At 66.5% G+C, this 25,723-nt stretch carries 26 protein-coding genes; 15 read left to right on the top strand and 11 right to left on the bottom strand.

Features of this window, described 5'->3' with window-relative positions; all coding sequences use genetic code 11:
• Positions 1–84 precede the first annotated feature (84 nt).
• From ACYVDN_RS15620 to ACYVDN_RS15640, 5 genes are all read left to right on the top strand, one after another.
• On the top strand, positions 85–960 hold the full coding sequence (locus tag ACYVDN_RS15620) for a glycoside hydrolase family protein (RefSeq protein WP_460573107.1): 876 nt from the start codon (positions 85–87) through the stop codon (positions 958–960).
• Positions 961–1,056: 96 nt separating this feature from the next.
• On the top strand, positions 1,057–2,271 hold the full coding sequence (locus ACYVDN_RS15625) for an ABC transporter substrate-binding protein (RefSeq protein WP_460573108.1): 1,215 nt from the start codon (positions 1,057–1,059) through the stop codon (positions 2,269–2,271).
• A 64-nt stretch (positions 2,272–2,335) separates the two neighbouring features.
• Positions 2,336–3,289: a carbohydrate ABC transporter permease gene (locus ACYVDN_RS15630; protein ID WP_460573109.1), complete on the top strand. Its 954-nt coding sequence runs from the start codon at positions 2,336–2,338 to the stop codon at positions 3,287–3,289.
• The gene (locus ACYVDN_RS15635; protein ID WP_460573110.1) at positions 3,286–4,104 is read left to right on the top strand and encodes a carbohydrate ABC transporter permease; all 819 of its coding nucleotides are present in this window, start codon (positions 3,286–3,288) and stop codon (positions 4,102–4,104) included. The genes ACYVDN_RS15630 and ACYVDN_RS15635 overlap by 4 nt, the downstream gene beginning before the upstream one ends.
• Before the next feature lie 111 nt (positions 4,105–4,215).
• The gene (locus ACYVDN_RS15640; RefSeq protein WP_460573111.1) at positions 4,216–5,241 is read left to right on the top strand and encodes a LacI family DNA-binding transcriptional regulator; all 1,026 of its coding nucleotides are present in this window, start codon (positions 4,216–4,218) and stop codon (positions 5,239–5,241) included.
• A gap of 19 nt (positions 5,242–5,260) precedes the next feature.
• On the opposite strand, the gene ACYVDN_RS15645 is transcribed toward ACYVDN_RS15640, so the two are convergent.
• From ACYVDN_RS15645 to ACYVDN_RS15655, 3 genes are read right to left on the bottom strand one after another with little or no spacing between them, the layout of a single operon-like run.
• Positions 5,261–6,262, bottom strand: coding sequence for a glycoside hydrolase family 43 protein (locus ACYVDN_RS15645; RefSeq protein WP_460573112.1), 1,002 nt, complete (start codon positions 6,260–6,262; stop codon positions 5,261–5,263).
• Between the two features lie 32 nt (positions 6,263–6,294).
• Positions 6,295–7,245 carry a glycoside hydrolase family 43 protein gene (locus tag ACYVDN_RS15650; RefSeq protein ID WP_460573113.1) on the bottom strand — a complete coding sequence of 317 codons (951 nt, stop codon included), beginning with the start codon at positions 7,243–7,245 and terminating at the stop codon, positions 6,295–6,297.
• Positions 7,242–8,186: a glycoside hydrolase family protein gene (locus ACYVDN_RS15655; RefSeq protein WP_460573114.1), complete on the bottom strand. Its 945-nt coding sequence runs from the start codon at positions 8,184–8,186 to the stop codon at positions 7,242–7,244. Before ACYVDN_RS15655 ends, ACYVDN_RS15650 begins: the two co-directional genes overlap by 4 nt.
• Before the next feature lie 179 nt (positions 8,187–8,365).
• Here ACYVDN_RS15655 and ACYVDN_RS15660 point away from each other — a divergent pair, with 179 nt between their 5' ends.
• The gene (locus ACYVDN_RS15660; RefSeq protein WP_460573115.1) at positions 8,366–8,911 is read left to right on the top strand and encodes an AAA family ATPase; all 546 of its coding nucleotides are present in this window, start codon (positions 8,366–8,368) and stop codon (positions 8,909–8,911) included.
• 15 nt (positions 8,912–8,926) lie between these two features.
• The gene (locus ACYVDN_RS15665; RefSeq protein ID WP_460573116.1) at positions 8,927–9,334 is read left to right on the top strand and encodes an SRPBCC family protein; all 408 of its coding nucleotides are present in this window, start codon (positions 8,927–8,929) and stop codon (positions 9,332–9,334) included.
• Positions 9,335–9,369: 35 nt separating this feature from the next.
• Here ACYVDN_RS15665 and ACYVDN_RS15670 read toward each other — a convergent pair whose 3' ends face one another.
• On the bottom strand, positions 9,370–9,729 hold the full coding sequence (locus ACYVDN_RS15670) for a DoxX family protein (protein WP_460573117.1): 360 nt from the start codon (positions 9,727–9,729) through the stop codon (positions 9,370–9,372).
• Positions 9,730–9,859: 130 nt separating this feature from the next.
• On the opposite strand from ACYVDN_RS15670, the gene ACYVDN_RS15675 reads away from it, so the two are divergent.
• Positions 9,860–10,261: a winged helix-turn-helix transcriptional regulator gene (locus ACYVDN_RS15675; protein WP_460573118.1), complete on the top strand. Its 402-nt coding sequence runs from the start codon at positions 9,860–9,862 to the stop codon at positions 10,259–10,261.
• A 9-nt stretch (positions 10,262–10,270) separates the two neighbouring features.
• Here the strand turns inward: ACYVDN_RS15675 and ACYVDN_RS15680 are convergent, their stop codons facing one another.
• The gene (locus tag ACYVDN_RS15680; protein WP_460573119.1) at positions 10,271–10,576 is read right to left on the bottom strand and encodes a DUF1330 domain-containing protein; all 306 of its coding nucleotides are present in this window, start codon (positions 10,574–10,576) and stop codon (positions 10,271–10,273) included.
• 173 nt (positions 10,577–10,749) lie between these two features.
• On the opposite strand from ACYVDN_RS15680, the gene ACYVDN_RS15685 reads away from it, so the two are divergent.
• The 4 genes from ACYVDN_RS15685 (at position 10,750) to ACYVDN_RS15700 (ending at position 15,912) form a co-directional block, all read left to right on the top strand.
• Complete coding sequence (locus ACYVDN_RS15685; RefSeq protein WP_460573120.1) at positions 10,750–11,970, top strand: ABC transporter permease; 1,221 nt, start codon at positions 10,750–10,752, stop codon at positions 11,968–11,970.
• The gene (locus ACYVDN_RS15690; RefSeq protein WP_460573121.1) at positions 11,970–14,054 is read left to right on the top strand and encodes an ATP-binding cassette domain-containing protein; all 2,085 of its coding nucleotides are present in this window, start codon (positions 11,970–11,972) and stop codon (positions 14,052–14,054) included. The genes ACYVDN_RS15685 and ACYVDN_RS15690 overlap by 1 nt, the downstream gene beginning before the upstream one ends.
• Entirely contained in the window at positions 14,051–14,641 is a 591-nt protein-coding gene (locus ACYVDN_RS15695; RefSeq protein ID WP_460573122.1) for a TetR/AcrR family transcriptional regulator, read from the top strand. The genes ACYVDN_RS15690 and ACYVDN_RS15695 overlap by 4 nt, the downstream gene beginning before the upstream one ends.
• A 326-nt stretch (positions 14,642–14,967) precedes the next feature.
• Positions 14,968–15,912 (top strand): quinone oxidoreductase family protein, encoded by a 945-nt coding sequence (locus tag ACYVDN_RS15700; protein WP_460573123.1) that lies wholly within the window; start codon positions 14,968–14,970, stop codon positions 15,910–15,912.
• A gap of 39 nt (positions 15,913–15,951) precedes the next feature.
• Here the strand turns inward: ACYVDN_RS15700 and ACYVDN_RS15705 are convergent, their stop codons facing one another.
• Positions 15,952–17,703, bottom strand: a complete 1,752-nt coding sequence (locus ACYVDN_RS15705; RefSeq protein WP_460573124.1) for a phospholipase D-like domain-containing protein — start codon at positions 17,701–17,703, stop codon at positions 15,952–15,954.
• Positions 17,704–18,153: 450 nt separating this feature from the next.
• Positions 18,154–19,041: a winged helix-turn-helix domain-containing protein gene (locus ACYVDN_RS15710; RefSeq protein WP_460573125.1), complete on the bottom strand. Its 888-nt coding sequence runs from the start codon at positions 19,039–19,041 to the stop codon at positions 18,154–18,156.
• 466 nt (positions 19,042–19,507) lie between these two features.
• Here ACYVDN_RS15710 and ACYVDN_RS15715 point away from each other — a divergent pair, with 466 nt between their 5' ends.
• A complete protein-coding gene (locus tag ACYVDN_RS15715; protein WP_460573126.1) occupies positions 19,508–20,260 on the top strand; it encodes a tyrosine-protein phosphatase in 753 nt (250 codons plus the stop codon).
• 51 nt (positions 20,261–20,311) lie between these two features.
• Here ACYVDN_RS15715 and upp read toward each other — a convergent pair whose 3' ends face one another.
• Positions 20,312–20,944, bottom strand: a complete 633-nt coding sequence (upp, locus tag ACYVDN_RS15720) for a uracil phosphoribosyltransferase (protein WP_460573127.1) — start codon at positions 20,942–20,944, stop codon at positions 20,312–20,314.
• Between the two features lie 79 nt (positions 20,945–21,023).
• On the opposite strand from upp, the gene tadA reads away from it, so the two are divergent.
• Complete coding sequence (gene tadA / locus ACYVDN_RS15725) at positions 21,024–21,482, top strand: tRNA adenosine(34) deaminase TadA (RefSeq protein ID WP_460573128.1); 459 nt, start codon at positions 21,024–21,026, stop codon at positions 21,480–21,482.
• A gap of 109 nt (positions 21,483–21,591) precedes the next feature.
• Here tadA and ACYVDN_RS15730 read toward each other — a convergent pair whose 3' ends face one another.
• Positions 21,592–22,515, bottom strand: coding sequence for a cation diffusion facilitator family transporter (locus tag ACYVDN_RS15730; RefSeq protein WP_460573129.1), 924 nt, complete (start codon positions 22,513–22,515; stop codon positions 21,592–21,594).
• 48 nt (positions 22,516–22,563) lie between these two features.
• Between ACYVDN_RS15730 and proC the strand changes: the two genes are divergently transcribed.
• On the top strand, positions 22,564–23,406 hold the full coding sequence (gene proC / locus ACYVDN_RS15735) for a pyrroline-5-carboxylate reductase (protein WP_460573130.1): 843 nt from the start codon (positions 22,564–22,566) through the stop codon (positions 23,404–23,406).
• Between the two features lie 49 nt (positions 23,407–23,455).
• On the opposite strand, the gene ACYVDN_RS15740 is transcribed toward proC, so the two are convergent.
• On the bottom strand, positions 23,456–24,124 hold the full coding sequence (locus ACYVDN_RS15740) for a potassium channel family protein (RefSeq protein ID WP_460573131.1): 669 nt from the start codon (positions 24,122–24,124) through the stop codon (positions 23,456–23,458).
• On the bottom strand, positions 24,117–25,565 hold the full coding sequence (locus ACYVDN_RS15745; protein WP_460573132.1) for a TrkH family potassium uptake protein: 1,449 nt from the start codon (positions 25,563–25,565) through the stop codon (positions 24,117–24,119). The genes ACYVDN_RS15740 and ACYVDN_RS15745 overlap by 8 nt, the downstream gene beginning before the upstream one ends.
• Positions 25,566–25,723 lie beyond the last annotated feature (158 nt).

Consider the following 25,723-nt stretch of genomic DNA (forward strand, 5'->3'; position numbering starts at 1 on the left):
ATGTAACGATACAGGCCGTCAGCATTTGTATCGATATACATTTGCTCACGCCATTCCTCAACGCAGACGAAAGGGTCCGACAGGATGACAGTGCCTGATGATTCCGGCCGCTACTTCGCGGACCCGGCGCTCGTGTCCTTCCGGGGGCGGTACTACGTGTACCCGACCACGGATGGGATCGCGGATTGGGCGAGCACGTCCTTCCGTGTGCTGGTCTCCGATGATCTCGTGACGTGGAACGACGGCGGCGAGGTGCTCCGCCTCGGGCGGGACGTCGAGTGGGCGGATCGGAACGCATGGGCGCCTGCTGCTGCACAGGGTCCGGACGGTCGCTTCTACCTGTACTTCAGCGCCGCGGACAACATCGGGGTGGCGGTCGCAGATCATCCGACCGGCCCATTCACCGACCTCGGTCGGCCGCTCATCGCAGAAGGGCACTACCCCGGTCGGGCCATCGATCCCTCGGTCTTCACCGACGACGACGGCAGGTCCTATCTGGTGTGGGGCAACACCGTCGCCAACTTCGCCGAACTCGACGAGTCGATGTCTGCGGTCGTTCCCGGCACGCACCGGTCCTGGCGGCATCCGAGCTTCCGCGAGGCGGCGCACGTTCACCGTCGCGGCGACCTGTATTACCTCACGTGGTCGGAGAACGACACCCGCGATCCCGAGTACCGCGTGCGCTGGGCTGTCGGTGAGAGCCCCTTCGGGCCGTGGGATGTGCGAGGCGTGCTTCTCGAACAAGCTCCGGAGCTCGGGGTGGCAGGCACCGGACATCATTCGATCCTGCGGATCCCCGGCACGGACGACTGGTTGATCGCCTACCACCGGTTCGCCGTACCCGAAGGCGACGGATTCCATCGCGAACTCGTCGTCCAGCCTTTGCACCACCTCCCGCAGGGAGGACTCGAGCCGGTCGTGCCAGACGCCGCTCCCGTTCTTCCTGCACCCCAACACTGATCCCTCAATCAAGACAAGAAGGTAGAAGCAATGTCGCTGAAATCACGTCTCATGAGATCTCTTCGTGGAAGAGCGCTGGCAAGGACCGCGGCCGTCGTGGCTGCTGCCGCCGTCGCGGGAACGGCCTTGGCCGGTTGTTCCGGCGCGGGCGCGGGAGGTGACACCGGGTCGAAGACGGTGACCTTCCTGTCGTGGGACAACAAGGCCACGATGCAGCCGCTCATCAACGAGTTCCAGAAGGAGAATCCCGGCTACAAGGTCGAGTTCTCATTCGCGCAGCCGGTGACCGGCTACATCCAAAAGCTGCAGACGGAGCTCGGCTCCAACACCGCCCCAGACGTGTTCATCATCACGGCCGAGAACAAGCAGCAGATCATGCAAGGTCATTTCGCGAAGGACCTTTCGAACGAATCCTGGATCTCCAACATCGCGACTGCTGCGAAGGCGACATACACGCAGGATGACAAGGTCTACGGCGCCGCGACCTCGTCGTGGGGCGGTGGACTCCTCGTGAACGAGGACCTCCTCGCGAAGGTCGGCTACACCGGCCAACCGAAGACCTGGCAAGAGTTCCTCGACCTGTGCAAGAAGCTCAAGGATGCCGGCATCACACCCTTCTATGAGGCGGGCGACGGCATCCCCGTGACCCTCGCTGCACTGCTCGGCCTGCAGAACCAGGCGGACGGCGGCAAGATGGACGCCGACATCTGGGCGGGCAAGTCGACCTTCGAGAAATCGTGGACGCCCGCGCTGAAGACCTGGAACAAGCTCTTCGATCAGGGCCTGGAGTCGCGATCCGTCGCCGGGTTGACCGGGGACCAGGTGCAGCAGGAGTTCAATCAGGGCAAGGTCGCCATGATCGGGACCGGCTCCTGGACGCCCGGTGGAATCCGTCAGGCTGCGCCCAACCTGAAGTTCGAGTTCTGGCCTGTTCCGGGTGCCGACGGCACTCCGTACTGGGCGGGCGCGGTGTCGCCTGGGTACGCGATCAATGCCAAAGCCAAGGACCCACAGGCGGCCGAGAAGTGGGTCGAGTTCCTGCAGTCGAAGAAGGCCGCCCAGATGTACAACGCGACAACGGGCTCGATCATGACCACCAAGGACTTCACCCCCAAGGTGGATCCTGCCCTCGACAAGATGGTCGCACCCGTCCGCAAGGGCGATTTCTACCTCCCGGCCGTGAGCTGGCCGACGAACTCGGACGTGCTCAGCACCACCTCGATCTCCCTGATGCAGCAGAACATCCTCGGGAAGATCACGGCAGCGCAGTTCGCCAAGGGCATGGACACCGAGCTCCAGTCAGTCAAGTAGCACGGTTCCAGGGGCCGTCGCGGAGTTCGACGGCCCCTGGAACCCTCGAGGAAGTGAGCGTGTCATGGCAGACACCACTGTTCTCGCGCCTTCACCGGACGTGCGTTCTGCGCTCCGGCGGGCCGTGAACCCCCGACGACGACGCACTCGCGACGGCTGGGCGGCCTATTGGTTCGTCGTGCCGATCATTATCGTGTTCGTCGCGCTGTACCTGGTGCCCCTCTCGCAGTCGATGTACTGGAGCTTCACCGATTACAACGGGTATTCCGACCAGGTGAACTTCGTCGGCTTCAAGAACTATCTTTCGATCTGGACCGACCCGTCGATGCTGTCGGCGCTGGGATTCACCCTTTTCTACGCGATCAGCACGACGCTGCTGGTCACGCTGTTCGCCATACCGTTGGCGGTCATCCTGAACAACCGGTTCGTCGGCCGCGGGTTCGTGCGGAGTGTGTTCTTCTTTCCGGCGGTGCCCAGCGTTGCCATCCTTGGACTGGTTTGGACCTTCATCTTCAGCCCGCTCGCGTCGGGCGTCGTCAACTCGGTCCTCGGCTGGTTCGGCATTCCTGCGGTTCCCTGGCTGGCGAACGAGACGCTTGCGCAGTTCTGCGTGATCGTCGTCGCGGTGTGGGCGCAGACCGGATGGCACGCAATGCTCTACCTGGCCTATCTACAGTCCGTGCCGAAGGACATGTTCGAGGCGGCTCGGATCGACGGAGCCGGTCGGTGGCAGGAGTTCCGGTTCCTCACGTTGCCGATGCTGACGCCCGCTATCTCGATCAGCAGCCTGTTGCTTCTCACCGGCGGCATCAAGGTCTATGACCTTCCGTACACCCTGACCCACGGAGGCCCGGGCTTCGCGACCCGCTCGCTGACCCAGGCCATCATCGAGAACGGCATCGCACAATCTCAGGTCGGAAAGGCATCGGCGTTGAGCGTGCTGTTTCTGATCGCCGTGGGGCTCGTGATCCTGCTACAGCTGTTCATCTCGCGCCGGCTCGAGGAGCGATTCTCATGAAACAAGGCAGAGGCATCATCCTCAGCGTGGTGATGATCCCCATCGCGTGCATCGTGGCCGTGCCGTTCTACTACATCATCGTCAACACGCTCAAGACTCAGGCGGAGACGACTGCTCACCCGCTTGCTTTGCCGACCGAGCTGAACCTCGACAACTACATCCGGGTGTTCCAGACACTGCCGATCGTCGAGGCGTTCTTCAATACGTTGTACGTGACCGTCACCTCGATCGTGCTCATGCTCCTCGTTGGGGCCATGGCTGCTTTCGGTGTGTTGATCGGCAAGGCGCGATTCGCGACCGTACTCGGTGTGATCCTCGTCATCGCGTTCGTCGTCCCCGGTCAGGCCACGCTGATACCCCTGTATCGCATGCTCGCCGGAGTACAACTCGTCGATTCGTTGAACGGATTGATCGTGATGTACGCGGCGGGATCGATCTTCTGCTACTTCCTGATCCTCGGATATATGCGCACGATCCCCGGCGAACTCTTCGAGGCCGCGCGCATCGATGGCGCAGGTGCATTCCGAGTCTTCTGGTCCGTCGCCTTGCCGCTGATCAGGCCCATTCTGGTCACGGTCGGCGTGTTCCAGACCATGTGGGTCTGGAACGACTTCATTACTCCTAACGTCTTCATCAACTCGCCCGACAAGCAGACCCTTGTTCTGCAGGTCTACACAGCGGTCGGACAGTTCACAACGGATTGGCCCACGTTCATGACACTGACCGTGATCGTGCTGATACCGATGGTCATCTTCTTCATCGTCGCTCAGCGACAGATCGTGTCGGGTCTGGTCAACGGCAGCGTCAAGGGATGAACCGGTGGCCCACGCGCCGCTCGTCCACCTGAGCATCCCGGTCCTGTAGCGTTATAAACGCTTCCATGCATCAGCCGGCTGGGTGAGGCATCGGGAGGCAGAGTTTGGGGAATGATGGCAGCGACCATCAAGGACATCGCCGAAGCGGCCGGCGTATCACCGATGACCGTGTCGAACGTTCTCAACGATCGGCCTCACGTCAAAGAGTCGACCAGAGCCAAGGTGCTGGCGACGATGAAAGATCTGGACTACCGGGTCAATGTCGCGGCGCGGAACCTGCGCAAGGGTCGCACACACACCATCGGCTTGGCGGTGCCGGAGGTGGATCGACCCTACTTCGGCCAGCTCGGGGCGGCCGTCATCAAGTACGGCACGCAGCACGACCTTCATGTCGTGATCGAGGAGACCGGTCGCTCGCGCGAATCCGAGCTATCGGCTCTCGCACTTTCACGCGTGCGAATGTACGACGGGCTCATCCTGAGCACGGTCGGGCTCGGCGAGGCGGATGTCGACGTGCTTCGCGTCGACTTTCCCGTCGTGATTCTCGGCGAGCGGATCTTCCACGCACCGGTGGACCATGTTGCGATGCCGAATGTCGAGGGCGCACGTGCCGCCGTTGGGCACCTCCTGGATCAAGGCTGCGCTCGCGTGGTCGCGATCTTCGGCGAGATGACGGGTGAGCCCGACATGTCCACTCTCAGATATGAGGGATACCTCGCCGCGCATCGCGAGCGGGGGCTCGAACCCGACCCGAATCTCATATTCACGCTCGACGAGCTCTCGCCGAGCCGGGGTCTCGACGTCATCGCCGAACTCGTGAAGAACCGCGTGGCGTTCGATGGGGTTTTCTGCGTCACCGATTACGTGGCCGCCGGTGCGCTCAGGGCGCTGGCCGACGCGAAGATGGTCGTACCCGACGAGGTGAAGGTCATCGGCTTCGACGACGTGGAGCTGAGCAAGTTCAGCGTGCCTTCGCTGTCGAGCGTGCGCCCGGACCACGACCTCATGGCGAAGACCGCTGTCGAGTTTCTCGTCGCACGGATCGCGGGGGAGGAACGCGACCCGGTCGAATTCATCGCGCCGTTCTCGCTTGCCCTTCGGGAGTCCACCTTCGGTGCCGACCGAGCCGGTCGCTAGATCGTTCGCGCATCACGAATCAGGCGGGATACCGCGCCTGAAGCCTCTGCCACTCGTCACCGCGAAGTGGAAGCACGACACCGTGTTTGGTATTCGGCTCGAGTCGGAACTCCGACGTCGGAATCGGCTGCCAGGCCGACCGATCCAGGTCGGTCGTGAAGAAGGGTTGGTACCCCTGCTCTTCGTCCCCGAAATGATCAGCCCACAAGTACCAACCGCTCTCATCGTTTGCACGGAACGCGAGCGGGCCTTCGAATGGCTGACGATGGGTCGTGCGATAGGTGATGCCGGATGCGATGCGCCGCCACCCTGTCTGCAACGCTGAAAGGTCTCGCGAAGTCTCGGCGAAGATGTCGCCGAGCGGACGACCGTGGCCGTCATCGACCCCGGCGACGATCCCCTTGATGAACCGGTAATAACACTCGCCATGGCGGATCACCGTGGAGTCCAGAACGCCGCCGAGGAGTGTCGGGTCTTTCGCTGGGTCGAGCCAGACCTCCGGTGGCGTGAACTGAACGAAGTCGCGCGTGTACGACCGCATGATCAGGGAGTGCGGATCGCCGGTGTGTTCGCTGTCGTCATACAAAGATGAGGTCCAGTGCACGAGGAACGAGGCCTTCTCCGGATCCCAGATGGCCTCAGGCGCCCAGGCCATGCCTGCCTCCATCGGTGCGACGACGACGTGATGCTGTTCGCTCCATTCAACGAGGTCGTCGCTGTGCCAGATCTCGATGGCGCGGCTGCCGGTGCGGGTCGCCGACTCCCAGCCATCCCGGCGGGCGTTCATGTCCGTCGCGAGAAGGAAGAACGATCCGTCGATCGGCGATCGCACGATGTGAGGGTCGCGAACCCCGCAGGTGCCTGCAGTGCTGCGGAGCACGGGTCTGCCCCGGTTGAGCCGCGTCCACCGGCGCGGGTCGTCACCGTCGCTGAGCGTGAAATAGATCTGTTCTCCGTCGGGCTCCGTGGTCTCCACGAAGTGCACGGCGAGATAGCCGAAATACGCATCGGGATCGTCCATGGACTCCGCCTCGCTTCCGTTGGCGCCGCTGTCTACCACGCGTGCTCGAGCATCCGATCGCGCTCGCCTCCGCTGATCGGCAGGAGCGAGCCATGGCGGGCACCCGGTGGGAGCGACGCATCGGGGAGATGGGTCCACTGACCGGTCGCGAGGTCGTCGGCGTGGAAGAGCTGATATCCGCGGAGCCCGAACTCGTCAGCGAGGAGGTACCAGCCGCCCCCGTCGACAGCGCGGGTCACCGCTGGTCCCTCCGCCCGTCGCATCACGTCCTTGCCGATGTCGATTGTCAGCGCTCCATAGCGAGGCTCCTCCAACTCGGGACCGCGTTCCATGAAGATGTGGTGGCCGATATCGGGGTGTCCACCTGGAACGTGGGCATTCGCGGAGAAGCGATACCACTGCCGGCCGTCGCTCGCGAACGTCAGGTCGATGACATCGTGCCCGAGGTCGAGGTGGACGCGCGCGGGACTGAAGCGACGGAAGTCCTCTGTCTCGGCGACGAGGATCCTTTGATACGTCCCGGGCGCGCGAGGTGTGTCCGGAGGGAACAGGGCGGATGCCCAGAACACCAGCCATCGCTGCTTCACTTCGGACCAGAAGGCCTTTGGCGCCCAGGTGTTTCCCGCTTCCTCGGGAGCGACGTCCACCAGGCGCGGGTCGCCCCAGTCCACCAAGTCGGTGGACTCCCAGACGAGAATCGACCGGCTGCCATGCCTGGTTGCCCGGTTCCAGTCGTGATCGGGCCAGGTGCGCAGATCGGTCGCCATGAGCACGAATCGGTCCCGTCGCTCGTCGCGGACGATGAACGGGTCCCGGACTCCGCACTCCCCGAGCCGGGACGTCAGGATGGGTGCTCCAGCATTGAGCTCGATCCAGCCGGTCGGGGTCGAGTCCGCACTGACCGCGAAGCGGACCTGTTCGCCGTCCTCCGTCTCCTCCGAACGGAAGAACACGAGAAGGTAGCCATCCAACGTCTCTGTCATTGCGGCTCACCTTCGAACTGAAGCGGGATGCCCGAGACATCTCGATCTGCGAGAAGATCCCCGTTGCGTACGGTCAGCCTGGCCACATGCACCGCGCTCACTCGCGCCCGGTATTCGTTCGGCATGGCGCGTGAGCGTTGCGGATGAGTGAAGTAGAAGAGCGCCGCGACCGAGCCGTTCGCGTCGGGGATGCACACCGCATCTGCGTGGTGGCCCAGCTCGCGGTCCTCCGGATGGCTTCCCGGCTTGTCGAGGATCAGGCCGCCGTCCCGCTCCTGACGCCGCCAATGCACCGCGTCGGTGGAACGGTGAACGCCAAGGCCGCGCCATTCGTCGGTGATGAGCCACCACCAGCCATCGAGTAGGAACACGTTCGGGCCTTCGTGGGGCGGCGTCGCGGGGATGGCGCGTCCTTCGACCGACCAGGTGTCGAGATCCGAACTCGTGGCGACCCAGGTACTCGACCTGTCGCGCTCGTTCTTGTACCAGAGCCGCCACATCCCGTCGGGACCTCTGGCCACTGCGGCGTCGATGACTCGATCCGAGCCGAGGTCGAGCGCGTGCATCCGGGTCCAGTTCTGAAGGTCGTCACTGCGGTATTCCACGATGTGAGCCTCGGCATCGGCCCAGTCGTCGGGAACTCCGTCGACGACCGTGAGGTACATGCGGTAGTCGGACGCCGCGCGGATCACCTCGGGTGCCCAGAGTGTGTTCCCTTGTTCGAGCCCGCCGGCAACTCCGCGGTAGGCCCAGGTGGCACCGCGGTCAGTCGAGACCGCGATCCCGATTTCCGTGCCGTGCACCCAGCGGTGACGAGCGCCGCCGTCTGTGGTTCGGCGCTGTGTGTAGAACATCCACCAGTGGCCGGTATCGCTGTTCTGAATCAGAGTCGGGTCGGTCGCCCCGTCGTAGACCGGATCGTGGTAAATCGGCGCGCCCACGTCAGAGTCCCTTCGTCGGCATGTTGCCGACTGCATCGATGGACGGGTCCCACCTGGGGACCTTCTCGTAACAACTCATGGGGCGGCGCTTCCTCGCGGTGGTGCTCCTACGGCAATAATGTATCGTTACATTTCCAGACGGAAGGCCGCAACTGACCGCACGCGGCTAGGGTGTGTGGGTGTCGCGCCTCATCCACCTCAATGGCCCATCGCGAGTGGGGAAGTCGACGCTGGCTCGACGTTATGCGGCTGAGCATCCCGGCACACTGAACCTCGACGTCGACGTTCTTGCGGGCCTGATCGGTGGATGGCAAGACGACTTCTTCGCGGCACTCCCGGTTGCCAAGGATCACGCGATCGCCATGGGCGTCAGGCACCTCGAGCGCGGAGCTGACGTCGTACTCCCGCAGCTGATCACCAGCTATGACGGGTCCCCGTGGGCGGACACGATCGCCGAGCAGGCCGGTGCCGACTACCTCGAGATCGCGTTGCTGGCCGATCCTGCTTCGCATCTCCGTCGTCTCGGGGCGAGAGAGGCGGAGAATCCGGTGGATGCGCACATCCAGCGCGCACTCGCGGAGCCGGATGGTGAGCTGATGGAACACATCCGCGCTGACCTCGACGAGTACCTCGCCGACCGACCGAACACGATCCTGATCGACACCAGCAGCCTCGATGCCGAGCAGACCTACCAGCGAATCGTCGCCGTGATCGGCGGCGCGTAGCCCCAAGGAAGAGTCATGACCGAGATCACCGTGCACCGTGAACTGCCCGCCGCCATCGACCGCGTCTGGCGATCGTGGACGGACCCGACCGAACTCGCCTCGTGGTTCTGGCCGCCGAGCTTCGGCACCACGTGTTCGATCGAGCTGAAGGTCGGAGGCGACATCCACATCAGCGCTTCGCATCCCGACATGGGAGTCACGGGCGAGTTCCTCGTGGTCGACGAGCCGACGACGTTGTCGTTCAGCTGGCGCTGGGACGGTGAGGATGACGAGTCGCTCGTCACGCTGGACCTCACTTCGACGGACGGCGGCACCCGCTTGGAGCTGACCCACGACAGGCTTCGCGACGAGGAGACCGCAACCGAGCACGAGCAGGGGTGGAACGACTGCCTGGATCGACTCCCCGCATACCTCGAGGAGTGACCGGAGCGGGTTCCCCTGGCCCGCGGCTGCAGGTCTTACAGGACGACGAACCCGATGATCGCGCTGGCGATCGACACGATGGCGAGCACGAGCGATGGCACGAACGACTCCTTGCGACGCGCGTGCACCACGACCGCGCCGATCATCAGCACCGCGAGGCACAGCGCCGCAATCGGGGCGAGGATGACGGCGACGCCCGTGAACAGCGGGAGGGTGAGCCCGAACGCTCCGACGATCTCGGCCGCACCGATCAGCTTGACGGAGGGTGTCGCGAAGTCCTCGACCCAGCCCATCGCGCCGGCGAGCTTCGCCTTGGGCTGCGAGACCTTGGTGATGCCCGAGGCGAGGAACGCGAGTGCGAGAACGATGTTGATGATCCAGAGTGCGATGGTCATGGGAGTCGGTGTCCTTGATGGTTACGATCAGTAAGTAATGACATGATGCGTTACCAAGGCGTCGCGTACAAAAGGCACACCGACGTAACCGAGCGCCGATCGCGTCGACGCAAGCCATCGAGGAGGGCGCATGAGGGAGGACGCCCCACTCAGCACCTACGAGACCTCCTGCGAGCACGACGCCGACGCGGGCGCCGCGGTGCGCGAGGTGCTCGATCGGATCGGCGACAAGTGGTCGCTGTTGGTGATCGCGACGCTCCGAGCGAGGCGCCTCCGATTCACCGAGCTGCGACAGCACATCCCCGGTATCTCGCAGCGCATGCTCACCCTCACGCTCCGCCAACTCGAACGCGACGGACTCATCGAGCGCACCGCGTATGCCGAGGTGCCGCCGCGAGTCGAATACGAGCTCACGCGACTGGGCGGCACGCTCGTCGACTGGGCGATCGCCCTTGGCGACTGGGCGAACGAGAACCGAGGAACGATCGAGGCATCCAGAGCCGCGTACGACAGGCGGCACGCCGCGCGCTGAGGCGTCGACTCAGGTGAGCGCGACCCGCTGGATCTCGGTGCGGGCGATGGCTCGATCGCGCACGTCGGATGCCGCGGCGCGTCTCGGATCGGCGAGGTAGGCATCCAGGGCCGCTTCGTCGGGCAGCTCGATGATCTGCGTCTCGAATGGATGCCCGTGCCCGGGCTCGTCTCCGGCGAACGTCTCCGCACGCACGCGTGCGACCACCCGCGCGCCGTGCTCAGGCAGCAGGGCGAGCACCGAGTCCTCGTACGACACGAGAGCCTCCTCCTGCCCGGGATTCGGCCACAACGTCACGCACAGCACCACGCTCACGGCCTGACGGTATCGCGCGCCCCGCCAAACTTCGGAGATTCGCCCCGACACGCCGGGCGGCCCCGTCCCAGCTCGGCGTGTCACCGCAAATCTCCGAAACTCAGCGGCCCTTGACAGAATTCATCACCCGATGAATTATGAAATTACAGCGAGGATGCACGGAAGGCCCTCTCATGCGCGCGATCGTGATCAAGGAATTCCAGGAGCTGCGTCGTGACCGGCGCACGCTCGCACTGCTCATCGTGATGCCGCTGCTGTTGCTGATCATCTTCGGCTACGCGGCGAACTTCACGGTCGACCATCTGACGGTCGCGGTGTACGGCAGCAACGCCGAGACCGTGACGAAGCTCATCGACGACAACGCACAGTTGAGCGATCACCTGGATGTCGTCCGCACCGACACCAACGGCACGGAGTCCGACGCGGAGACCGAGCTGCGCGACGACCTCGCCGATGTCGCGATCGTGGCGGTCCCTGCTACCGGAGGTTCCAGCAGCGGGGCATCCGGCACCGACGCCCACGTCTACATCGACGGTTCGAACCTCTTCGCCGCGCAGGCGGCGAAGACGATCTTCGCGCAGATCCAGGGTGAGCTGGCTCAGCAGCAGGCCCAGGCCGCGGCACAGGCGGCGCAGGCTCAGGCCCAGGCAGGGCAGAGCGGCACTGCGGCGACATCCACTCCGCATCCCTCGACGACGATCACCGTGTCTGTGCTCTTCAACCCCGACTTGAAGACGTCGTGGGTGATGGTGCCGGCGATCATCGGGCTCATCCTCACCTTCATCGGCACGATCATCACCTCCATCGGGCTGGTGCGCGAGCGTGAGGCAGGCACCCTTGAGCAGCTCGCCGTGATGCCTCTGCGCCCGAGCGCCGTCGTGCTGGGCAAGATCTCGCCGTACTTCCTGCTCGCGTGCTTCGACATGGCGTTGATCACCGTGCTCGGCCTCGTGCTGTTCGGCGTGCCGTTCAACGGCGACCCGCTGATCTTCATCGTCGGGGCCGCGCTGTTCCTGTTCGTGGTGCTGGGAATCGGCGTGCTCATCTCGTCGGTGTCGCGCACGACAGGGCAGGCCATCCAACTCGCGTTCCTCGTGTTGCTGCCGCAGATCCTGCTCTCCGGCATGATCTTCCCGCTGTCGGCGATGGCTCCCGGCGTTCGGTGGATCGGTTACTGCCTGCCGCTGACCTGGTTCACGATGATCTCGCAGGGCGTGATGATCCGCGGCGCGAGTTGGGACTCGCTGTGGTTCCCGTTGGTCATCCTGGCCGCGATGGCCGTCGTGATCTTCGGCCTGGCCGTGGTGCGCCTGAGCCGCAGCATCTCGCCGAAGAAGTCGCGTGAGCATCCCGAAGCGGATGCCGCACCCGACCGCGCCACCGAGGTGGCGTGATGAACGAGGAGCGGCGCGCGGAGGTCTCGCAGGCATCCGGTGAGGGCGCGGCGGTGAGTCTGGGCGATCTCACCGTCGGGGTGCGCGACCTCAGCGTCGAGTTCGGCCACGCCGCGGGCAACATCACCGCTCTGAGGAACGTGACGTTGGATGCCGGACCCGGCCGCGTCACAGCCGTTGTCGGTGGCGACGGCGCAGGCAAGTCCACGTTGCTGCGTGTGCTCGCGCATCGGGTGCGCGCGGCGTCCGGCGAGGTGCGCACGGTCGAGCGGGAACTGCTCGGATATCAGCCATCGACGTCGGGCGTCTGGCCGAATCTCACCGTCGACGAGAACGTCGAGTTCGTAGGCCGCTCTTACGGCATGTCGACGGCCGCGATTCGCGGGCGGTCGCGCGAGCTGCTCGGGCGCGCAGGGCTCGACGGGGTCGGCAACCGGCTGGGCCGCGACCTCTCCGGCGGCATGCGGCAGAAGCTCGGCTTCGTGCTCGCCATCCTGCACGAACCTCGGGTGGTGCTCCTCGACGAGCCGAGCACCGGGGTCGACCCAGTGAGTCGCGTCGAGCTGTGGCGACTCATCAGTGCGACGGCAGGCAACGGCACGGCTGCGGGGGAGACCGTCGTCGTGATGGCCACGACGTACCTCGATGAGGCGCAGCGTGCGGCATCCGTTCTGGTGCTCGATGCCGGGCGGGCGCTCGCCGAGGGCACACCCGACGAGGTGATCGCGGCGGTGCCGGGCACCATCGCACGTCTCGACGGCACGGATGACCCACCGTCCAGCCTCGCACCGCGCACGTGGCGCCGCGGTACCGAGCGGCACATCTGGCTGCCGCCGACCACGGATCAGGCGCCCACCGGCGTGGATGCTGCGCCGACGCCTTCGTTCACCCCGATCACGGACCCAGACTTCGAGGATGCCCTCGTGGCACTTTCCCTCGCCGCCAACGGCGCCGCGGACGAAGGCGCGCTCGACCCCGGTGCGGCCACAGGCGCCCCCGCTTGTCGAGTAGGGCGTGGCCGAAGGCCGCACGCGTATCGAGACCCGGCTGGCGAGGGTTCCGTCGCGGACTATCCCGAGCCGCCGGAGGGTCGCGAGGACGGGGTCTCGATACGCGGCGCCTCCGGCGGCGCTACTCGACCGGCGGGAGCCGGCGCATCCCGACCCGCAGCATCCGCGACCGCCGTGACGAAGCGCTTCGGCCACAACCTTGCGCTCGACGACGTCGGGCTCGACGTGCGTCCCGGCGAGATCGTCGGGCTGATCGGCGCCAATGGTGCGGGGAAGACCACCTTGCTGCGCATCATGCTCGGACTGGAGCGCGCCGACGACGGCGTGGTGCGGCTGTTCGGCTCCGCGCCGGACAACGCGTCGCGCCGCAGGCTCGGATACGTGCCGCAGGGCCTTGGTCTCTACACGTCGCTGAGCGTGAGCGAGAACGTCGCCTTCCTCTCCCGGGTCTACGGGGTGCCGCGACCAGAGTTGCCGCAGTCGCTCCGTGACATCCGCTCGCGCACTGTCGCCGAGATCGGGCTCGGCAGGCAGCGTCAGCTCGCGTTCGCCCTTGCTCTGAGCCACGCGCCGGAGCTGCTGGTGCTCGACGAGCCGACCTCGGGGGTCGACCCGCTCGGTCGCGCAAGACTGTGGGATGTCATCCATGCGCAAGCCGAATCCGGTCGCGCCGTCATCGTGACGACCCACTACCTGCAAGAGGCCGAGCAGTGCACGCGTCTCGTGCTGCTCGCGAGCGGGAGGCTGATCGGATCCGGCACGGTGGCCGACCTCACCCGCGGAACGAGCGCGGTACTCGTGCACAGCGAAGACTGGCAGGGAGCGTTCGATGCCCTCGACCGTGCAGGCCTGCCGACGATGCTGACGGGGCGCGACATCCGCGTGGCCGGCACGCCAGAACGAGTCGTGCGGGATGCCCTCGGCGACATCCCGGCGACCGTCACGCCGGTGGCGCCCACCCTGGAGGAGACGATGGTGCTGCTGGATCGCGACGGCGGACGGGCAGCCGGTGACGCGGCCGAGGATCATCCGCACGGTCGCCACCGTCGCGGCGGCACGGGAGCCGCGGCGTGAGCGGCAGGCGCAAGGGCCCGTCGACGACGCGGCAAGAGTTGTTGGATGCCGCACGAGAAGTGTTCGCGGATCGGGGCGAGACCGCGACGACGCGGGAGATCGCCGGCAAGGCCGGCGTCGATCCGGCGATGATCGCGCACTATTTCGGCTCGAAGGGCGGACTCTTCAAGGCTGTGACCTCGCTGCCGATCGACCCGGCGGATCTGGTCGCTCCGGTACTGGATGCCCGTCCGGAGGACGCTGCCAGAGAACTGCTCACCGCCCTGCTCACCGGATGGGATGCCCACTCCTCCGTGCTCTCCGCCGTGGTGCGCAGCGCGACCCGCAACAAGATCCTCGCCGCGCAGATGCGATCCTTCATCTTGGACAGGGCGGTGCGCCCCGTGGTCGGGCGGTTCTCGCCGGATCCCGCCGAGGTCGAGACCCGCGCCGCCCTCGTGGCCAGTCAGGCGGCGGGGCTCATTCTCGCGCGGTACGTGCTGGCCTGGGAGCCGCTGGCCTCCGCCGAGCCGTCGTGGATCGTCGACCACATCGCCCCCACGGTGCAGGGCTACCTCACCGGCCCCCTCCCCGCTGTCGCTGGTTGAGGAGCTCGCGGAAGGCGCGCGTTCCCACCGCCGGTTGAGGAGCTCGCCGAAGCCGTGTGTTCCCTCCGCTGGTTGAGGAGCTCGCCGAAGGCGCGCATCTCGAAACCCGCCCACCGAGACCGGGGCGCGGGTTTCGAGACGCTCCGCTATGCGGTGCTCCTCAACCGACGGGGGACGCTCCGCTATGCGGTGCTCCTCAACCGACGGGGGACGCTCCGCTATGCGGTGCTCCTCAACCGACGGGGGACGCTCCGCTACGCGGTGCCCCTCAACCGGCTGCGATCGCGCGGCCGCATGCCTGTGCCACCTTCAATATCGTGGAGGGCATGCAGACCGTCATCCAGTACAGCCGCTTCGGCGGGCCGGAGGTTCTCGAGGTCGCCGAGAGGCCCGACCCTGTTCCCGGTGAGGGCAAGGTGCTCATCGCGGTGAAGGCGGCGGGGGTGAACCCGATCGACTGGAAGCTGAGGCAGGGCATCCGTCCTTCCGGCCCGATCGAGACGCCGCGACGCCTCGGGTCGGACGCATCGGGCGTGATCTCGCAGGTCGGTCCGGGTGTCGATGGCTGGTCGGTCGGCGACGAGGTCGTCGTGCGCGGGGCGAGTGGCGCCTACACGAGCGAGCTGGTGGCATCCGTCGGCAAGCTCGTGCGCAAGCCGCAGAAGGTGACCTTCGAGCAGGCCGCATCGCTCGGCGTCGCAGCGGGGACGGCGTACCAGGCCGTGCTGTCGCTCGCGCCCGGGGAGGGCGACGTGCTGCTCATCCACGGTGCCTCGGGTGCCGTCGGGCAGGCGGCCATCCAGTTCGCGAAGGCACGCGGCGTGATCGTCGTCGGCACGGCGAGCGCTCGCAACCTCGACCGTGTGCGCGAGCTCGGCGCCATCGCGCTGGAGTACGGCGACGGCCTGGTCGAGCGGGTGCGCGCCGCTGTGCCGCAGGGTGTCGACTACGTGCTCGACATGGCCGGAACGGATGACGCACTTCAGGCATCCTTCGAGCTGGTCTCCGACCGCTCGCACATCGGCACGATCGTCGCCGGCGCGAAGGCCGCCGAGCTCGGGATCCACGCCTGGTCGGGCGGAAGCCCGGTGCCGCTCACGGCGCAGGAGGAGGAGTGGCGCTCCGAGGGGCTCGACGCCGCTCTCGCCGGCATCGCCGACGGCACGTTCCAGGTGGAGATCGGCGCGGTATATCCGCTGGTCGAGGCGGCCGAGGCGCACCGCGCCAGTCAGGCGGGCGAGGTGCGCGGCAAGATCATCCTCGTCCCGTAGGCGGCCACCTCCTCACGTCTCAGTCCCGAGCATCACGTCTCAGTCCTGGAGCACCTTCTGGCGCGCCAGGTTGTCCCAGTCGTGCTGGAAGATCGCGTCGAAGTACGCGGCGACGCGCGCGCTGTCGATGATCACGCCGGCGTCGCGATTTTGCAGCGTGCCCGCGCCCGACCAGTTCTGACTGCTGACGAGGGTGCGCGTGCCGTCGACGACGATGCCCTTGTTGTGCACGTTGTTCTGCAGTTTCGCGCCGTTGACGACATCCATGCCGAGCTGCTGCAGCTGCTCCAGGTAGCCGCTGGTCTCGTACTGGCTCATGATGACCTTCACGTCGACGCCGGCCTTCTGCCGCGCGATCACCGCGTCGATGAGCGCGGAGAACGGAGCGGTGGCGCTCGACGGCTTGGACGGCGGCTCGATGTACTGGAACTGCATGTGCAGGGATGTCTGCGCACTCTCAATCAGCGCACGCACGGCATCCACGTAGACGCCCGCATCCGGAGTGAGCACAGGGGTGATGGTCATCTCTTCGCGCAGCGTCGTGGAGTCGGTGAACTGTGTGAACGGCGGCGTCTGGGCGAGCGGCTGAAGGAGCTGCATCGCCTCAGCGGATGCCGGTTCCTGCTCTTCAGCAGCCGCGGCTGCGACCTGGTGCTGCGCCGCGACAGCGTGATCGTTCAGCAGATGCGACTCGAACACCTTTGCGAGCGCCACGTCGTGGATCACCACGTGCCAGTCGCGGTCGCGGATGCGCGCCTCGGCGGCATCCGCCGGATTGTGCACCGGGTCGATGTCGGGCTGGTTGGAGTTGTTCCAGTTGCCGCTCGAGAGCCAGACGGCGTTCGAATCCCGCACGGCGGTCTTGATGTGGTACGCCGAGGGGAAGATCCAGGCCGCGGCATGCGGATCGGAGCGCTCCAACGCCCAGACCTGGTCGAATTCGCTGCCGAGGGCGGTGTCGAGATCGGCGACGGTCTGGTCATCCGTTTGGTCTGCAGTGGGGTTCTTGGCGGGATGGTCCAACACCAGCGACACTGGTTTGCCGCTCATCGCTGACTCGAACTCGGTGAGCACGTGCGCCGAGGTGAAGTCGTAAAGGCCTATCGTCAGCGACTTCTCTGTGCCCGCCAGGAACTCCTTGAGCACGCTCCAGCCGGAGTCGGGGCTCGCGCTCAGCTCGATGCGGATCGTTGCAGTGACGGGAGCCAGCGCGACGCCTTCGGGCGGAGAGTAGGTCAGCTGGGGTTTCGTGGGCTTGGCCAGCGGGGTCAGGACTCGTTCGAGCATGGCGGAGATCAGCGGTGCGCTCAGGATCTTCTCGTCGGAGAACACCGCGACCCCGCCCTGGTCGGGTGCGGGCTCCGATGCCGCGGCCCATGTGGTCGGACGTTCCGCAATCTCGGGCCCGGCATTGTTCTCGGGCCCCGCAACGTTTTCAGCCGGAGCAGCACTCTCGGGTGCAGTCGCCTCTCCGACGCCAGGAGTCTTCTCGGGACCAGTCGACTCGGGGTCCGCCGCTAGTGTGTCGGCCGCGCGCGCCGCCGTGGCGAGTTGCGCCAGCTTGGCCGGCGATGCCGTTCGAATGTCGACGGGCACGCTGTCGATCTCCCGGGGAAGACCCGCCGACGAGACATCCGTGCTTCGGGCGACGGTTACGACGATTGCGCGGGTGTCGGTGATCCAGTCATCCTGCAGTAGGAAGCCGGGCCGCACACTGAGCACCCCTGGCTGTCGGAGTTCGTCGAGGTGCGCGTCGATGATCCTCAGCACGTGCTCTTGCGTTGTCGCCACGATGCCTCCGTCGTGCTCGTCGGCTGGCTTCCGGGTGTTCCCCGCCTTCGCGTTCAAGCTACGCCGGGCCACCGTCACTCACGCCCGACGTTCCCGGACGTTCACCCCGTCGTAGCATCCGGTCCAGCCCGCGCCGCCCACCGGCCCCCCGGCGCCCGCCCACGCAACTCGTCGCCACTTCCCGTGGAAATCCCCGCGCCGATCCCGCAACAAGTGGCGACGACCTGGGTCTCGATAACGGAAAGACACCCGTCGCCACTTTCCGCGGAAATCTCCGCGTCCAACCCGCAAGAAGCGGCGATCACTTGGGTCGGCGTGGGGAAAACGGGCGGGGACCGGCGGCCACGTTCGCGGCGCAACACGCGCGCCGATGCGGCGGCCGCGACGGCGCATCGATCCCGACCACCCACCTACCCGACCGCGTCGCGCCGGGTAGGGACCGGCGCGAAATCAGAACAGATCGGGACTGGGCGCGCCTGCGTGGCGGATGGCGACATCGGCGTGGCGGTCGAAGCGGTATCCGACGCCGCGCACGGTGCGCACGATGTCTTCGTAGCGGCCGAGCTTGGAGCGCAGGCGGCGGATGTGCACGTCGATGGTGCGCTCGTTGGGCACCTCGTCGTCGCCGGCCTGCCAGAGGGAGGAGATGAGCTCGGCGCGGTCGATGGTGCGGCCCTCGCGCAGCACGAGGTACTGCAGCAGTTCGAATTCCTTGTAGGTGAGCGGCACGGTCTCGTTGTCGAGCAGCAGGCGCTTGCGCGAGATGTCGACGATGACGCCGCTGGCGCGGTCCTGGATCGGGTCGGATGCCTGTCGACTCTTCGCGACGGCGGCCGGGTCTTGGAGGGCGAGACGCACGACATCCACATCGCGTCCGCCCGCGGTCTCCGGCGCGAGCGCAACGGCCGCGTAGGTCTCGGACCCGGGTGCGATCTCCGCGGCGAGACGCTTCAGTGCTTCGACGACGTGTCCCAGGTCGGTGCCTGCTGCGGCCGCCTTCTCTTCGTCGAATCCGACGTAGAGGGCGAAGCCCCGGGCACGGGTACCCGAGGGCACGGCGCGGATGCGGACGGGCGCAGGAGTTTCCTGCACGGGAGCGGGGATGACCCGAGCTGCGCGCTGCTGCACGGGCAGGGGCTGGATCGGCTCGTGGTGGTCAGGGTTGACGCGGCGAGGGTGCGCGGTGCGGGTCGGCGTCGCTGCCGGCGCGGCGGGGGCGTCGGGCGTCGTGACGGTGGTGTGTGGGATGGTCGTGATACGACGCGTCTGCGCGGCGGTGGCGGTGCGGTGATTGACGGTGGTGGTGTCGGTGAGGGGGGTGATGGTGGCGAGAGACATGGGAGTCGAGTCCTTGTGGCGATGATGCGGTGAACCCTGGCGGTGCGTCGAGTCGACGGATGCCCGTGAATCGGGTTCGAGAGATGGCCGCGGAGCGGGCCGGTGCTGAAGTCCTCTGGCGCTTATGGACGGGACTTCACGGGAGCGTCGCCGGGCGAGAGACGGAGTTCTCGCGTATCAACTGGCGACGGCTCGGCGAGGGTCGAACGGTCGGATCAGCGACACATTCGACAGCACATGACGGCGTCGCTGCCGGGCATCATCATGCCGGCGTGCCCAAGGGCCTCGAAGGAGGTCAGGGTGCGCGAAGAGCCAGTCATGCATGACAGTAAAGCGGATGACGCCCCATCCTGTCAAAGCCGAGGCACGTGCGACTCGTCACGGAGGGGCAGACTCTGATCATCGGCTCCGCGCCGACCAACGCCGCGGCCGTGGTACCCACCCCGAATGGAGCAGCCTGATGACCATGACCGATTCCCTTGCCGACGAGGCGATGCCGCTGCCCATCCCGGGCACGGTGAACTTCCGCGCAGCCGCCGCCGGGGCCGCAGGCGTGCGCTCCGGCGTGCTGTTCCGATCCGATGCCCTCGGTCGACTCGGTGACCAGGGCAGGCTGGCCCTCTCGGAGCTGGGGATCGTTCGGATCGTCGACCTTCGCTCAGAGGAAGAGGTCGCTGAGGTGCCGGATGACATAGAAGGCACCGGCATCGACGTCGTGCACGTGCCGATCATGGCGGGGTCGCTGCGCGATTCCATGGCGCAGCTCTTCGCGGGCGGGGGCCTGACGCTGCGATCGCTGTACGTCGCCATGCTGCGAGACGGTGGCGAGGCGTTCGGCAGGGTGCTCTCGCTTCTCGCGGAGGGCGGCCCGACGGTCATCCACTGCACCGCGGGCAAGGACCGTACGGGACTCGCGGTCGCTCTCGCTCTGCTAGCGATCGACGTGCCGATGGATGTCGTTGCAGGGGATTACGCGCGAACGGCCGACAACCTGGCCGGGCCGTGGGCCGACGCGATCGCCGCACGCCTGGCACAGCACGACGTTGCGCTTGAGGGCGACCTGCGTGACATCGTGCTCTCCAGCCCTCCCGAGGCGCTAGTGGGCGCACTCGGCGAGGTCGTGCTCGACAGCGGCTCGCCGGATGCCTACCTGGAATCGATCGGAGTCGACGCCGCTGTCCGGGATCAACTGCGCGCCACGCTGGGGACCTCGGTCTGACCCGGCAACCTCGCTACCCGATGGCAATCGGCGCGGCGGCGCGGAATGAACTCACACCAGCCCGTACAACCGATCGCCGGCGTCGCCGAGGCCGGGGACGATGTAGCCGTGCTCGTTCAGTCGTTCGTCGACCGCGCCGAGCACGAGGGTGACATCCCGGCCTTCGGTGAGCCGTTCGACGGCCTCGATGCCCTCGGGTGCTGCGAGGATGCAGATGGCGGTGACATCCACCGCGCCTCGCTTGAAGAGAAACTCGATCGCCGCGCTGAGCGATCCTCCCGTCGCGAGCATTGGGTCGAGCACGAAGCACTGGCGGTTCGAAAGATCTTCCGGGAGCCGCTCGGCGTACGTCGTCGGCTCGAGCGTCTCCTCGTTGCGCACCATGCCGAGAAAGCCGACCTCCGCGGACGGCACGAGCTTGACCATGCCCTCGAGCATCCCGAGTCCGGCGCGCAGGATCGGCACGACGAGCGGCTTGGGGTCCGAGAGGGTGACGCCGGTCGTCGCGGTCACAGGGGTGACGATGTCGATCGGCTCGACCCGCACGGAGCGCGTCGCCTCGTAGGCGAGCAGCGTGACGAGTTCCTCGACCAGAGCGCGGAAGGTCACGGCGGGTGTGTCGCGATTGCGCAGCACCGTCAGCTTGTGGGTGATCAAGGGATGATCGGCAACGTGCACTCGCATAGGCTCAAATCTAGCGGTGACACGGGCGATCCCCACGGGTGAGGCGTCCATCGATGGCCGCGCGATTCTGAGGAGGGGCGTGACCGGCATCGACCAGACGGCATGGATGCGCCGCGCGATCGAGGAGGCGAAGCTCGCCCGGGCGACGGGCGACGTTCCGGTCGGGGCGATCGTGGTGGATGCCCAAGGCCGTGTCATCGGCACCGGACGCAACGAACGCGAGGCCCGCCAGGACCCGACCGCGCACGCCGAGCTGCTGGCGTTGCGCAGTGCAGCTGAGACGACAGGGGACTGGCATCTCACGGATGCCACGCTCGTCGTCACCCTCGAGCCGTGCGTGATGTGCGCAGGCGGCATCATCTCCGCAAGGGTGCCGACGGTGGTGTTCGGCGCTTGGGATGACAAAGCCGGGGCCGCCGGAAGCGTCTACGACGTGCTCCGAGACCGCCGGCTGAACCACCGTGTCGAGGTCTACGGCGGCGTAGAGGCCGATGCCTGCGCCGCCCTCCTGGAGGACTTCTTCACGGAGCGTCGCTGACCCGCGCCATCCGGAAATCACCAGCGCCATTCGCGCTCTCGTGCGCCAGTTAGTTTGGCGCACGAGAGCGCAAATGGCGCAATAGTGGGTTGACCGCCCGCCGCAGACGTCAATCGTGGAACACGTCGGGCTCCAGGTAGATCAGGCTCGTGACGGGAACGGCGGCGCGCACTCGCGCCTCGATCGCGTCGATGGATGTCGCCACCTCGCCCATGCTGCGGCCGGCGGGTTGCGCAATCTTGGCCGCCACCATGAGCTCTTCCGGCCCGAGGTACAGGGTCTTCAGGTGGATGACCCGATCGGTCTCCCCGCCGTCGAGGATCGCCTTCTCGATCGCAGCGACATCAGCGTCGGTGGCGCCTTCGCCGACGAGCAGGCTCTTCGTCTCGATTCCGAGCACGATCGCGACGACCACGAGCAGCGCGCCGATGAACACCGTGCCGATGCCGTCGAACACGCCGTTGCCGGTGATGATGGCGAGGCCGACGCCGATGAGCGCGAAGGTGAGTCCGATGAGGGCCGCGACGTCTTCGAGCAGCACGATCGGCAGCTCGGGCGCCTTGGCCCTGCGCACGAAGCCGAACCACGATCCCGTCTTGTGCGGCAACGACTCGTGGATCGCCGTACGCAGCGAGAAGCTCTCCAGGATGATCGAGATCACCAGCACGAGCAGCGGCAGCCACCACACCTCGATGGGGTGCGGGTGCGTGATCTTCTCGATGCCCTCGTAGATCGAGAAGACTCCACCGACCGAGAACAGGATGATCGACACGACGAACGCGTACACATAGCGCTCGCGGCCGTAGCCGAACGGATGCTCGCGATCGGCCGCCCGCTTGGCCCGCTGCCCGCCGATCATCAGCAGCACCTGGTTGCAGGAGTCTGCGAGGGAGTGCACGCCTTCGGCCAACATGGATGTCGAGCCGGAGAAGAACCAGGCGATGAACTTGGTCAACGCGATGCCGAGGTTCGCGGCGAACGCCGCGAGGATCGCCCTGGTGCTGGATCCGTGCGAGTCCGCAGCCTCCGTCATGCGACCAATCCTATGGGCGCGTCTGCCGCCCTCCGTAGGCTGATGTGCATGAATGAGAACGTCGTCGAGCTGCCGAAGATCGCGATCCTGGGGGCGGGGTCGATGGGCCGCGCCATCCTGAGCGGACTGCTCACGCCCGGGGTGCACTCGGAGGGCATCACCGTCACGAATCGCAGCGCCGAGCGTGCGTCATCCCTCGCCGATGTGCCGGGTGTCGTTGCCCTCGCGACCGACGACGATGCGGATGCCAACCGAACAGCCGTGCGCGGTGCAGGCGTCGTGCTGGTTGCGGTGAAACCCGCGATGGTGCCCGACCTGCTCGCCGAGATCGCGGATGCCGTCGAGCCGGACACCATCGTGGTCAGCGTGGCCGCCGGGGTGACGATCGCCCGGTTCGAGGAGCTGTTGCCGGCATCCGTCTCCGTGGTGCGTTCCATGCCCAACACCCCGGCGATCGTGGGCAAGGCCGTCACTGGTCTCAGCGCGGGAACTCGCTCGACCCCGGAGCAGCTCGCCCTCGTTCGACGCCTGTTCGAGACGGTGGGCAGTGTCGTCGAGGTGCCCGAATCGCAGCTCGACGCGCTCAGCACGATCTCGGGATCCGGACCCGCCTACGTGTTCTTCCTGATCGAGCAGCTCACCGCGGCCGCCGTGTCGAAGGGATTCTCGCCCGACCAGGCTGCGGAGCTCGTGAACGGCACGTTCATCGGGGCGACCCGGCTGCTGGAGGCATCCGACCAGACGCCGACGCAGCTGCGCATCCAGGTCACGAGCCCCAAGGGCACGACCGAGCAGGCCGTCGCCGTGCTGCAGGATGCCGATCTCGAGTCGGTCTTCGACCGCGCAACGGATGCCGCGCTCGCCAGGGCCAGGGAACTGGCCGCCGGCTGAGGCGGCGGCCACCCGGGCGGACTCGGCGCCGGCTGACGCGGACACGCCGCTACTCGAGCGCGGCGAACCTCTCCACGTCGGAGCTGGCGCCCGACACGATGATGAGGTCGTGGTCGGAGACCACGGTGTCGGCCGTGGCGTAGGTGAACGGCTGGCCGGGCGACTTCACTCCCACGACGGTGATGTCGAACTTGCGCCGCACCTGCGATTGCGTGAGCGTGATGCCGCGGATGACCTTCGGCGGATACATCTTCACGAGCACGAAATCGTCGTCGAATTCGATGAAGTCGAGCATCCGTCCCGCAAGCAGGTGTGCAATGCGCTCGCCGGCCTCCGCCTCCGGGTAGATCACGTGGTTCGCGCCGATGCGCTGCAGGATCGTGCCGTGCGACTTCGAGATGGCCTTCGCCCAGATCTGCGGGATGCCCAGGTCGACGAGATTCGCCGTGATGAGCACCGACGCCTCGATGGATGACCCGACGGCCACCACCGCGATCGAGAAGTCCTGCGCGCCGATCTGCCGCAGGGCGTCGAGGGTCCTGGCGTCTGCCTGAACCGTGTGGGTGATGCGCTCCGACCACTTCTGCACCAGGGCGAGGTCGGTGTCGACGGCGAGCACCTCGCGTTCGAGACGGTCGAGCTGGCCCGCGGTGGCCGCGCCGAAGCGGCCCAGTCCGATGATCAGAACGGGGGCGTCGTGTTTGATGCGGTCACCCAACGATGGGCCTCTCTTCCGGATGCTGGTAGAACTGTCCGCGTTGCGCCTGGGCGACGGCCGCCGCCAGGGTCACGGTGCCGATGCGGCCGAGGAACATCGTGACGGCGAGCACATAGACCGCAGGCGTCGGTGCGTCCTGGGTGAGGCCGATCGACAGTCCGCATGTCGCGAATGCGCTGATCACATCGAACAAGGCGTGGTCGAGGGAATCCTTCGTGATCGCGAGCACCGTCACGGTCGAGATCGCGACGATGGTCGCACCCCACAGCACGACGCTCACGGCGACCCGCAGCACATCGGTCGGGATGCGCCGACGGAACGCCTCCATCGAGTCGACACCGCGCGCCTCGGCCAGCGCGGCGAGGAACAGCACCGCGAGCGTCGTCACCTTGATGCCGCCGGCGGTCGACGCCGAGCCGCCGCCGACGAACATCAGCATGTCGGTCACGAGCATGCTCGAGGAGTGCAGGTGATCGATGTTGAACACCGAGAAGCCGCCCGATCGCGCCATCACCGACAAGAAGAGGGACTGGAAGACGGCGTCCCCCGGTCCGTGAGCGTCGATGGTCTTGGTGTTCCCGGCTTCCAGCAGGAGGTACAGCACCCAGCCGCCGACGAGCAGAAGCGTGAAGGTGACGACGGTGAGCTTGACATGAAGCGTCCAGAACCGGCGCCGCACCTTCTTGCGCAGGTTCTGCGTGATGGCGTAGATCACCGGGAAGCCGATCGCGCCCGCGACCACGCCGACCATCAGGGCGAACAGGAAGACGTAGTCTGTTGCGAACGGGGTCAGGCCCTGCGCGTTCGGGGTGAAGCCCGTGTTGGTGAAGGCCATCGCCGAGTAGTAGAGCGAGTTGAGCGAGGCGTCGTAGAGCGAGAAGCCGTGCGCCAGCAGCCGCGGGAACAGCACGACGGCCACGACGAGCTCGATCGTGATCCCGCTCAGCGCGACCGTTCGCAGCAGGCTGCCGATCTCCCCGAGGCGGATGGCCTGTCCCTCGGCGACGGGGCCGGCGTGCACTCGGAGCGGATTGCTGTCGCTCGCCGCGATGAGCTTCGCGCGCAGCCCGAGCCGGCGGGAGATGACCATGCCGAGGATCGACGCAAGGGTCAGCACGCCGATGCCGCCGATCTGCACACCGAAGTAGACGACGATGTCGCCGAACCCGGACCAGTGCGTCGCCATGTCGACGGTCGACAGCCCCGTGACGCAGATCACCGACACGGCGGTGAAGAACGCGTCGGACAGCGGGGTCACGGTCGATGTCGCCGAGGAGACGGGCAGCGAGAACAGCAGGGTGAAGATGAGCACCAGCGTGGTGAAGACGATCAGTGCGAACCTCGAGGGGCTTGCGCCCGAGAACGTGTTGATGCGCAGTTGAACGCGTCCCCACCACGTCGTCGGCATCAGGTGTCGGGATGCCTCTGCCTCAGCCTGCATCGGCCGCCCCTCCCGCAAAAGCCTCGCGCGGTCGATGCTATCGCGGCACCGAACCCGCATCGCAAGGGTGCAGCAGCGTGCCGTTCAGGGCATGCATCACGCGAGACGGATGCCCGCAAAGGCATGGTGCAGCCCGCCTCCGCCCAGTAGCCTGGGAC

The sequence above is a fragment of the Humibacter soli genome, from assembly GCF_054779035.1.

What these genes read in the sequence shown, in the direction of transcription:
- ACYVDN_RS15650 (WP_460573113.1), bottom strand. Translation starts at nt 7,245, where the DNA reads ATGACAGAGACGTTGGATGGCTACCTTCTCGTGTTCTTCCGTTCGGAG.
- ACYVDN_RS15700 (WP_460573123.1), top strand. Translation starts at nt 14,968, where the DNA reads ATGCAGACCGTCATCCAGTACAGCCGCTTCGGCGGGCCGGAGGTTCTC.
- ACYVDN_RS15640 (WP_460573111.1), top strand. Translation starts at nt 4,216, where the DNA reads ATGATGGCAGCGACCATCAAGGACATCGCCGAAGCGGCCGGCGTATCA.
- ACYVDN_RS15675 (WP_460573118.1), top strand. Translation starts at nt 9,860, where the DNA reads ATGAGGGAGGACGCCCCACTCAGCACCTACGAGACCTCCTGCGAGCAC.
- ACYVDN_RS15635 (WP_460573110.1), top strand. Translation starts at nt 3,286, where the DNA reads ATGAAACAAGGCAGAGGCATCATCCTCAGCGTGGTGATGATCCCCATC.
- ACYVDN_RS15710 (WP_460573125.1), bottom strand. Translation starts at nt 19,041, where the DNA reads ATGTCTCTCGCCACCATCACCCCCCTCACCGACACCACCACCGTCAAT.
- ACYVDN_RS15690 (WP_460573121.1), top strand. Translation starts at nt 11,970, where the DNA reads ATGAACGAGGAGCGGCGCGCGGAGGTCTCGCAGGCATCCGGTGAGGGC.
- ACYVDN_RS15730 (WP_460573129.1), bottom strand. Translation starts at nt 22,515, where the DNA reads ATGACGGAGGCTGCGGACTCGCACGGATCCAGCACCAGGGCGATCCTC.
- ACYVDN_RS15715 (WP_460573126.1), top strand. Translation starts at nt 19,508, where the DNA reads ATGACCGATTCCCTTGCCGACGAGGCGATGCCGCTGCCCATCCCGGGC.
- ACYVDN_RS15685 (WP_460573120.1), top strand. Translation starts at nt 10,750, where the DNA reads ATGCGCGCGATCGTGATCAAGGAATTCCAGGAGCTGCGTCGTGACCGG.
- ACYVDN_RS15620 (WP_460573107.1), top strand. Translation starts at nt 85, where the DNA reads ATGACAGTGCCTGATGATTCCGGCCGCTACTTCGCGGACCCGGCGCTC.
- upp (WP_460573127.1), bottom strand. Translation starts at nt 20,944, where the DNA reads ATGCGAGTGCACGTTGCCGATCATCCCTTGATCACCCACAAGCTGACG.
- ACYVDN_RS15670 (WP_460573117.1), bottom strand. Translation starts at nt 9,729, where the DNA reads ATGACCATCGCACTCTGGATCATCAACATCGTTCTCGCACTCGCGTTC.
- ACYVDN_RS15745 (WP_460573132.1), bottom strand. Translation starts at nt 25,565, where the DNA reads ATGCAGGCTGAGGCAGAGGCATCCCGACACCTGATGCCGACGACGTGG.
- ACYVDN_RS15665 (WP_460573116.1), top strand. Translation starts at nt 8,927, where the DNA reads ATGACCGAGATCACCGTGCACCGTGAACTGCCCGCCGCCATCGACCGC.
- proC (WP_460573130.1), top strand. Translation starts at nt 22,564, where the DNA reads ATGAATGAGAACGTCGTCGAGCTGCCGAAGATCGCGATCCTGGGGGCG.
- ACYVDN_RS15645 (WP_460573112.1), bottom strand. Translation starts at nt 6,262, where the DNA reads ATGGACGATCCCGATGCGTATTTCGGCTATCTCGCCGTGCACTTCGTG.
- ACYVDN_RS15630 (WP_460573109.1), top strand. Translation starts at nt 2,336, where the DNA reads ATGGCAGACACCACTGTTCTCGCGCCTTCACCGGACGTGCGTTCTGCG.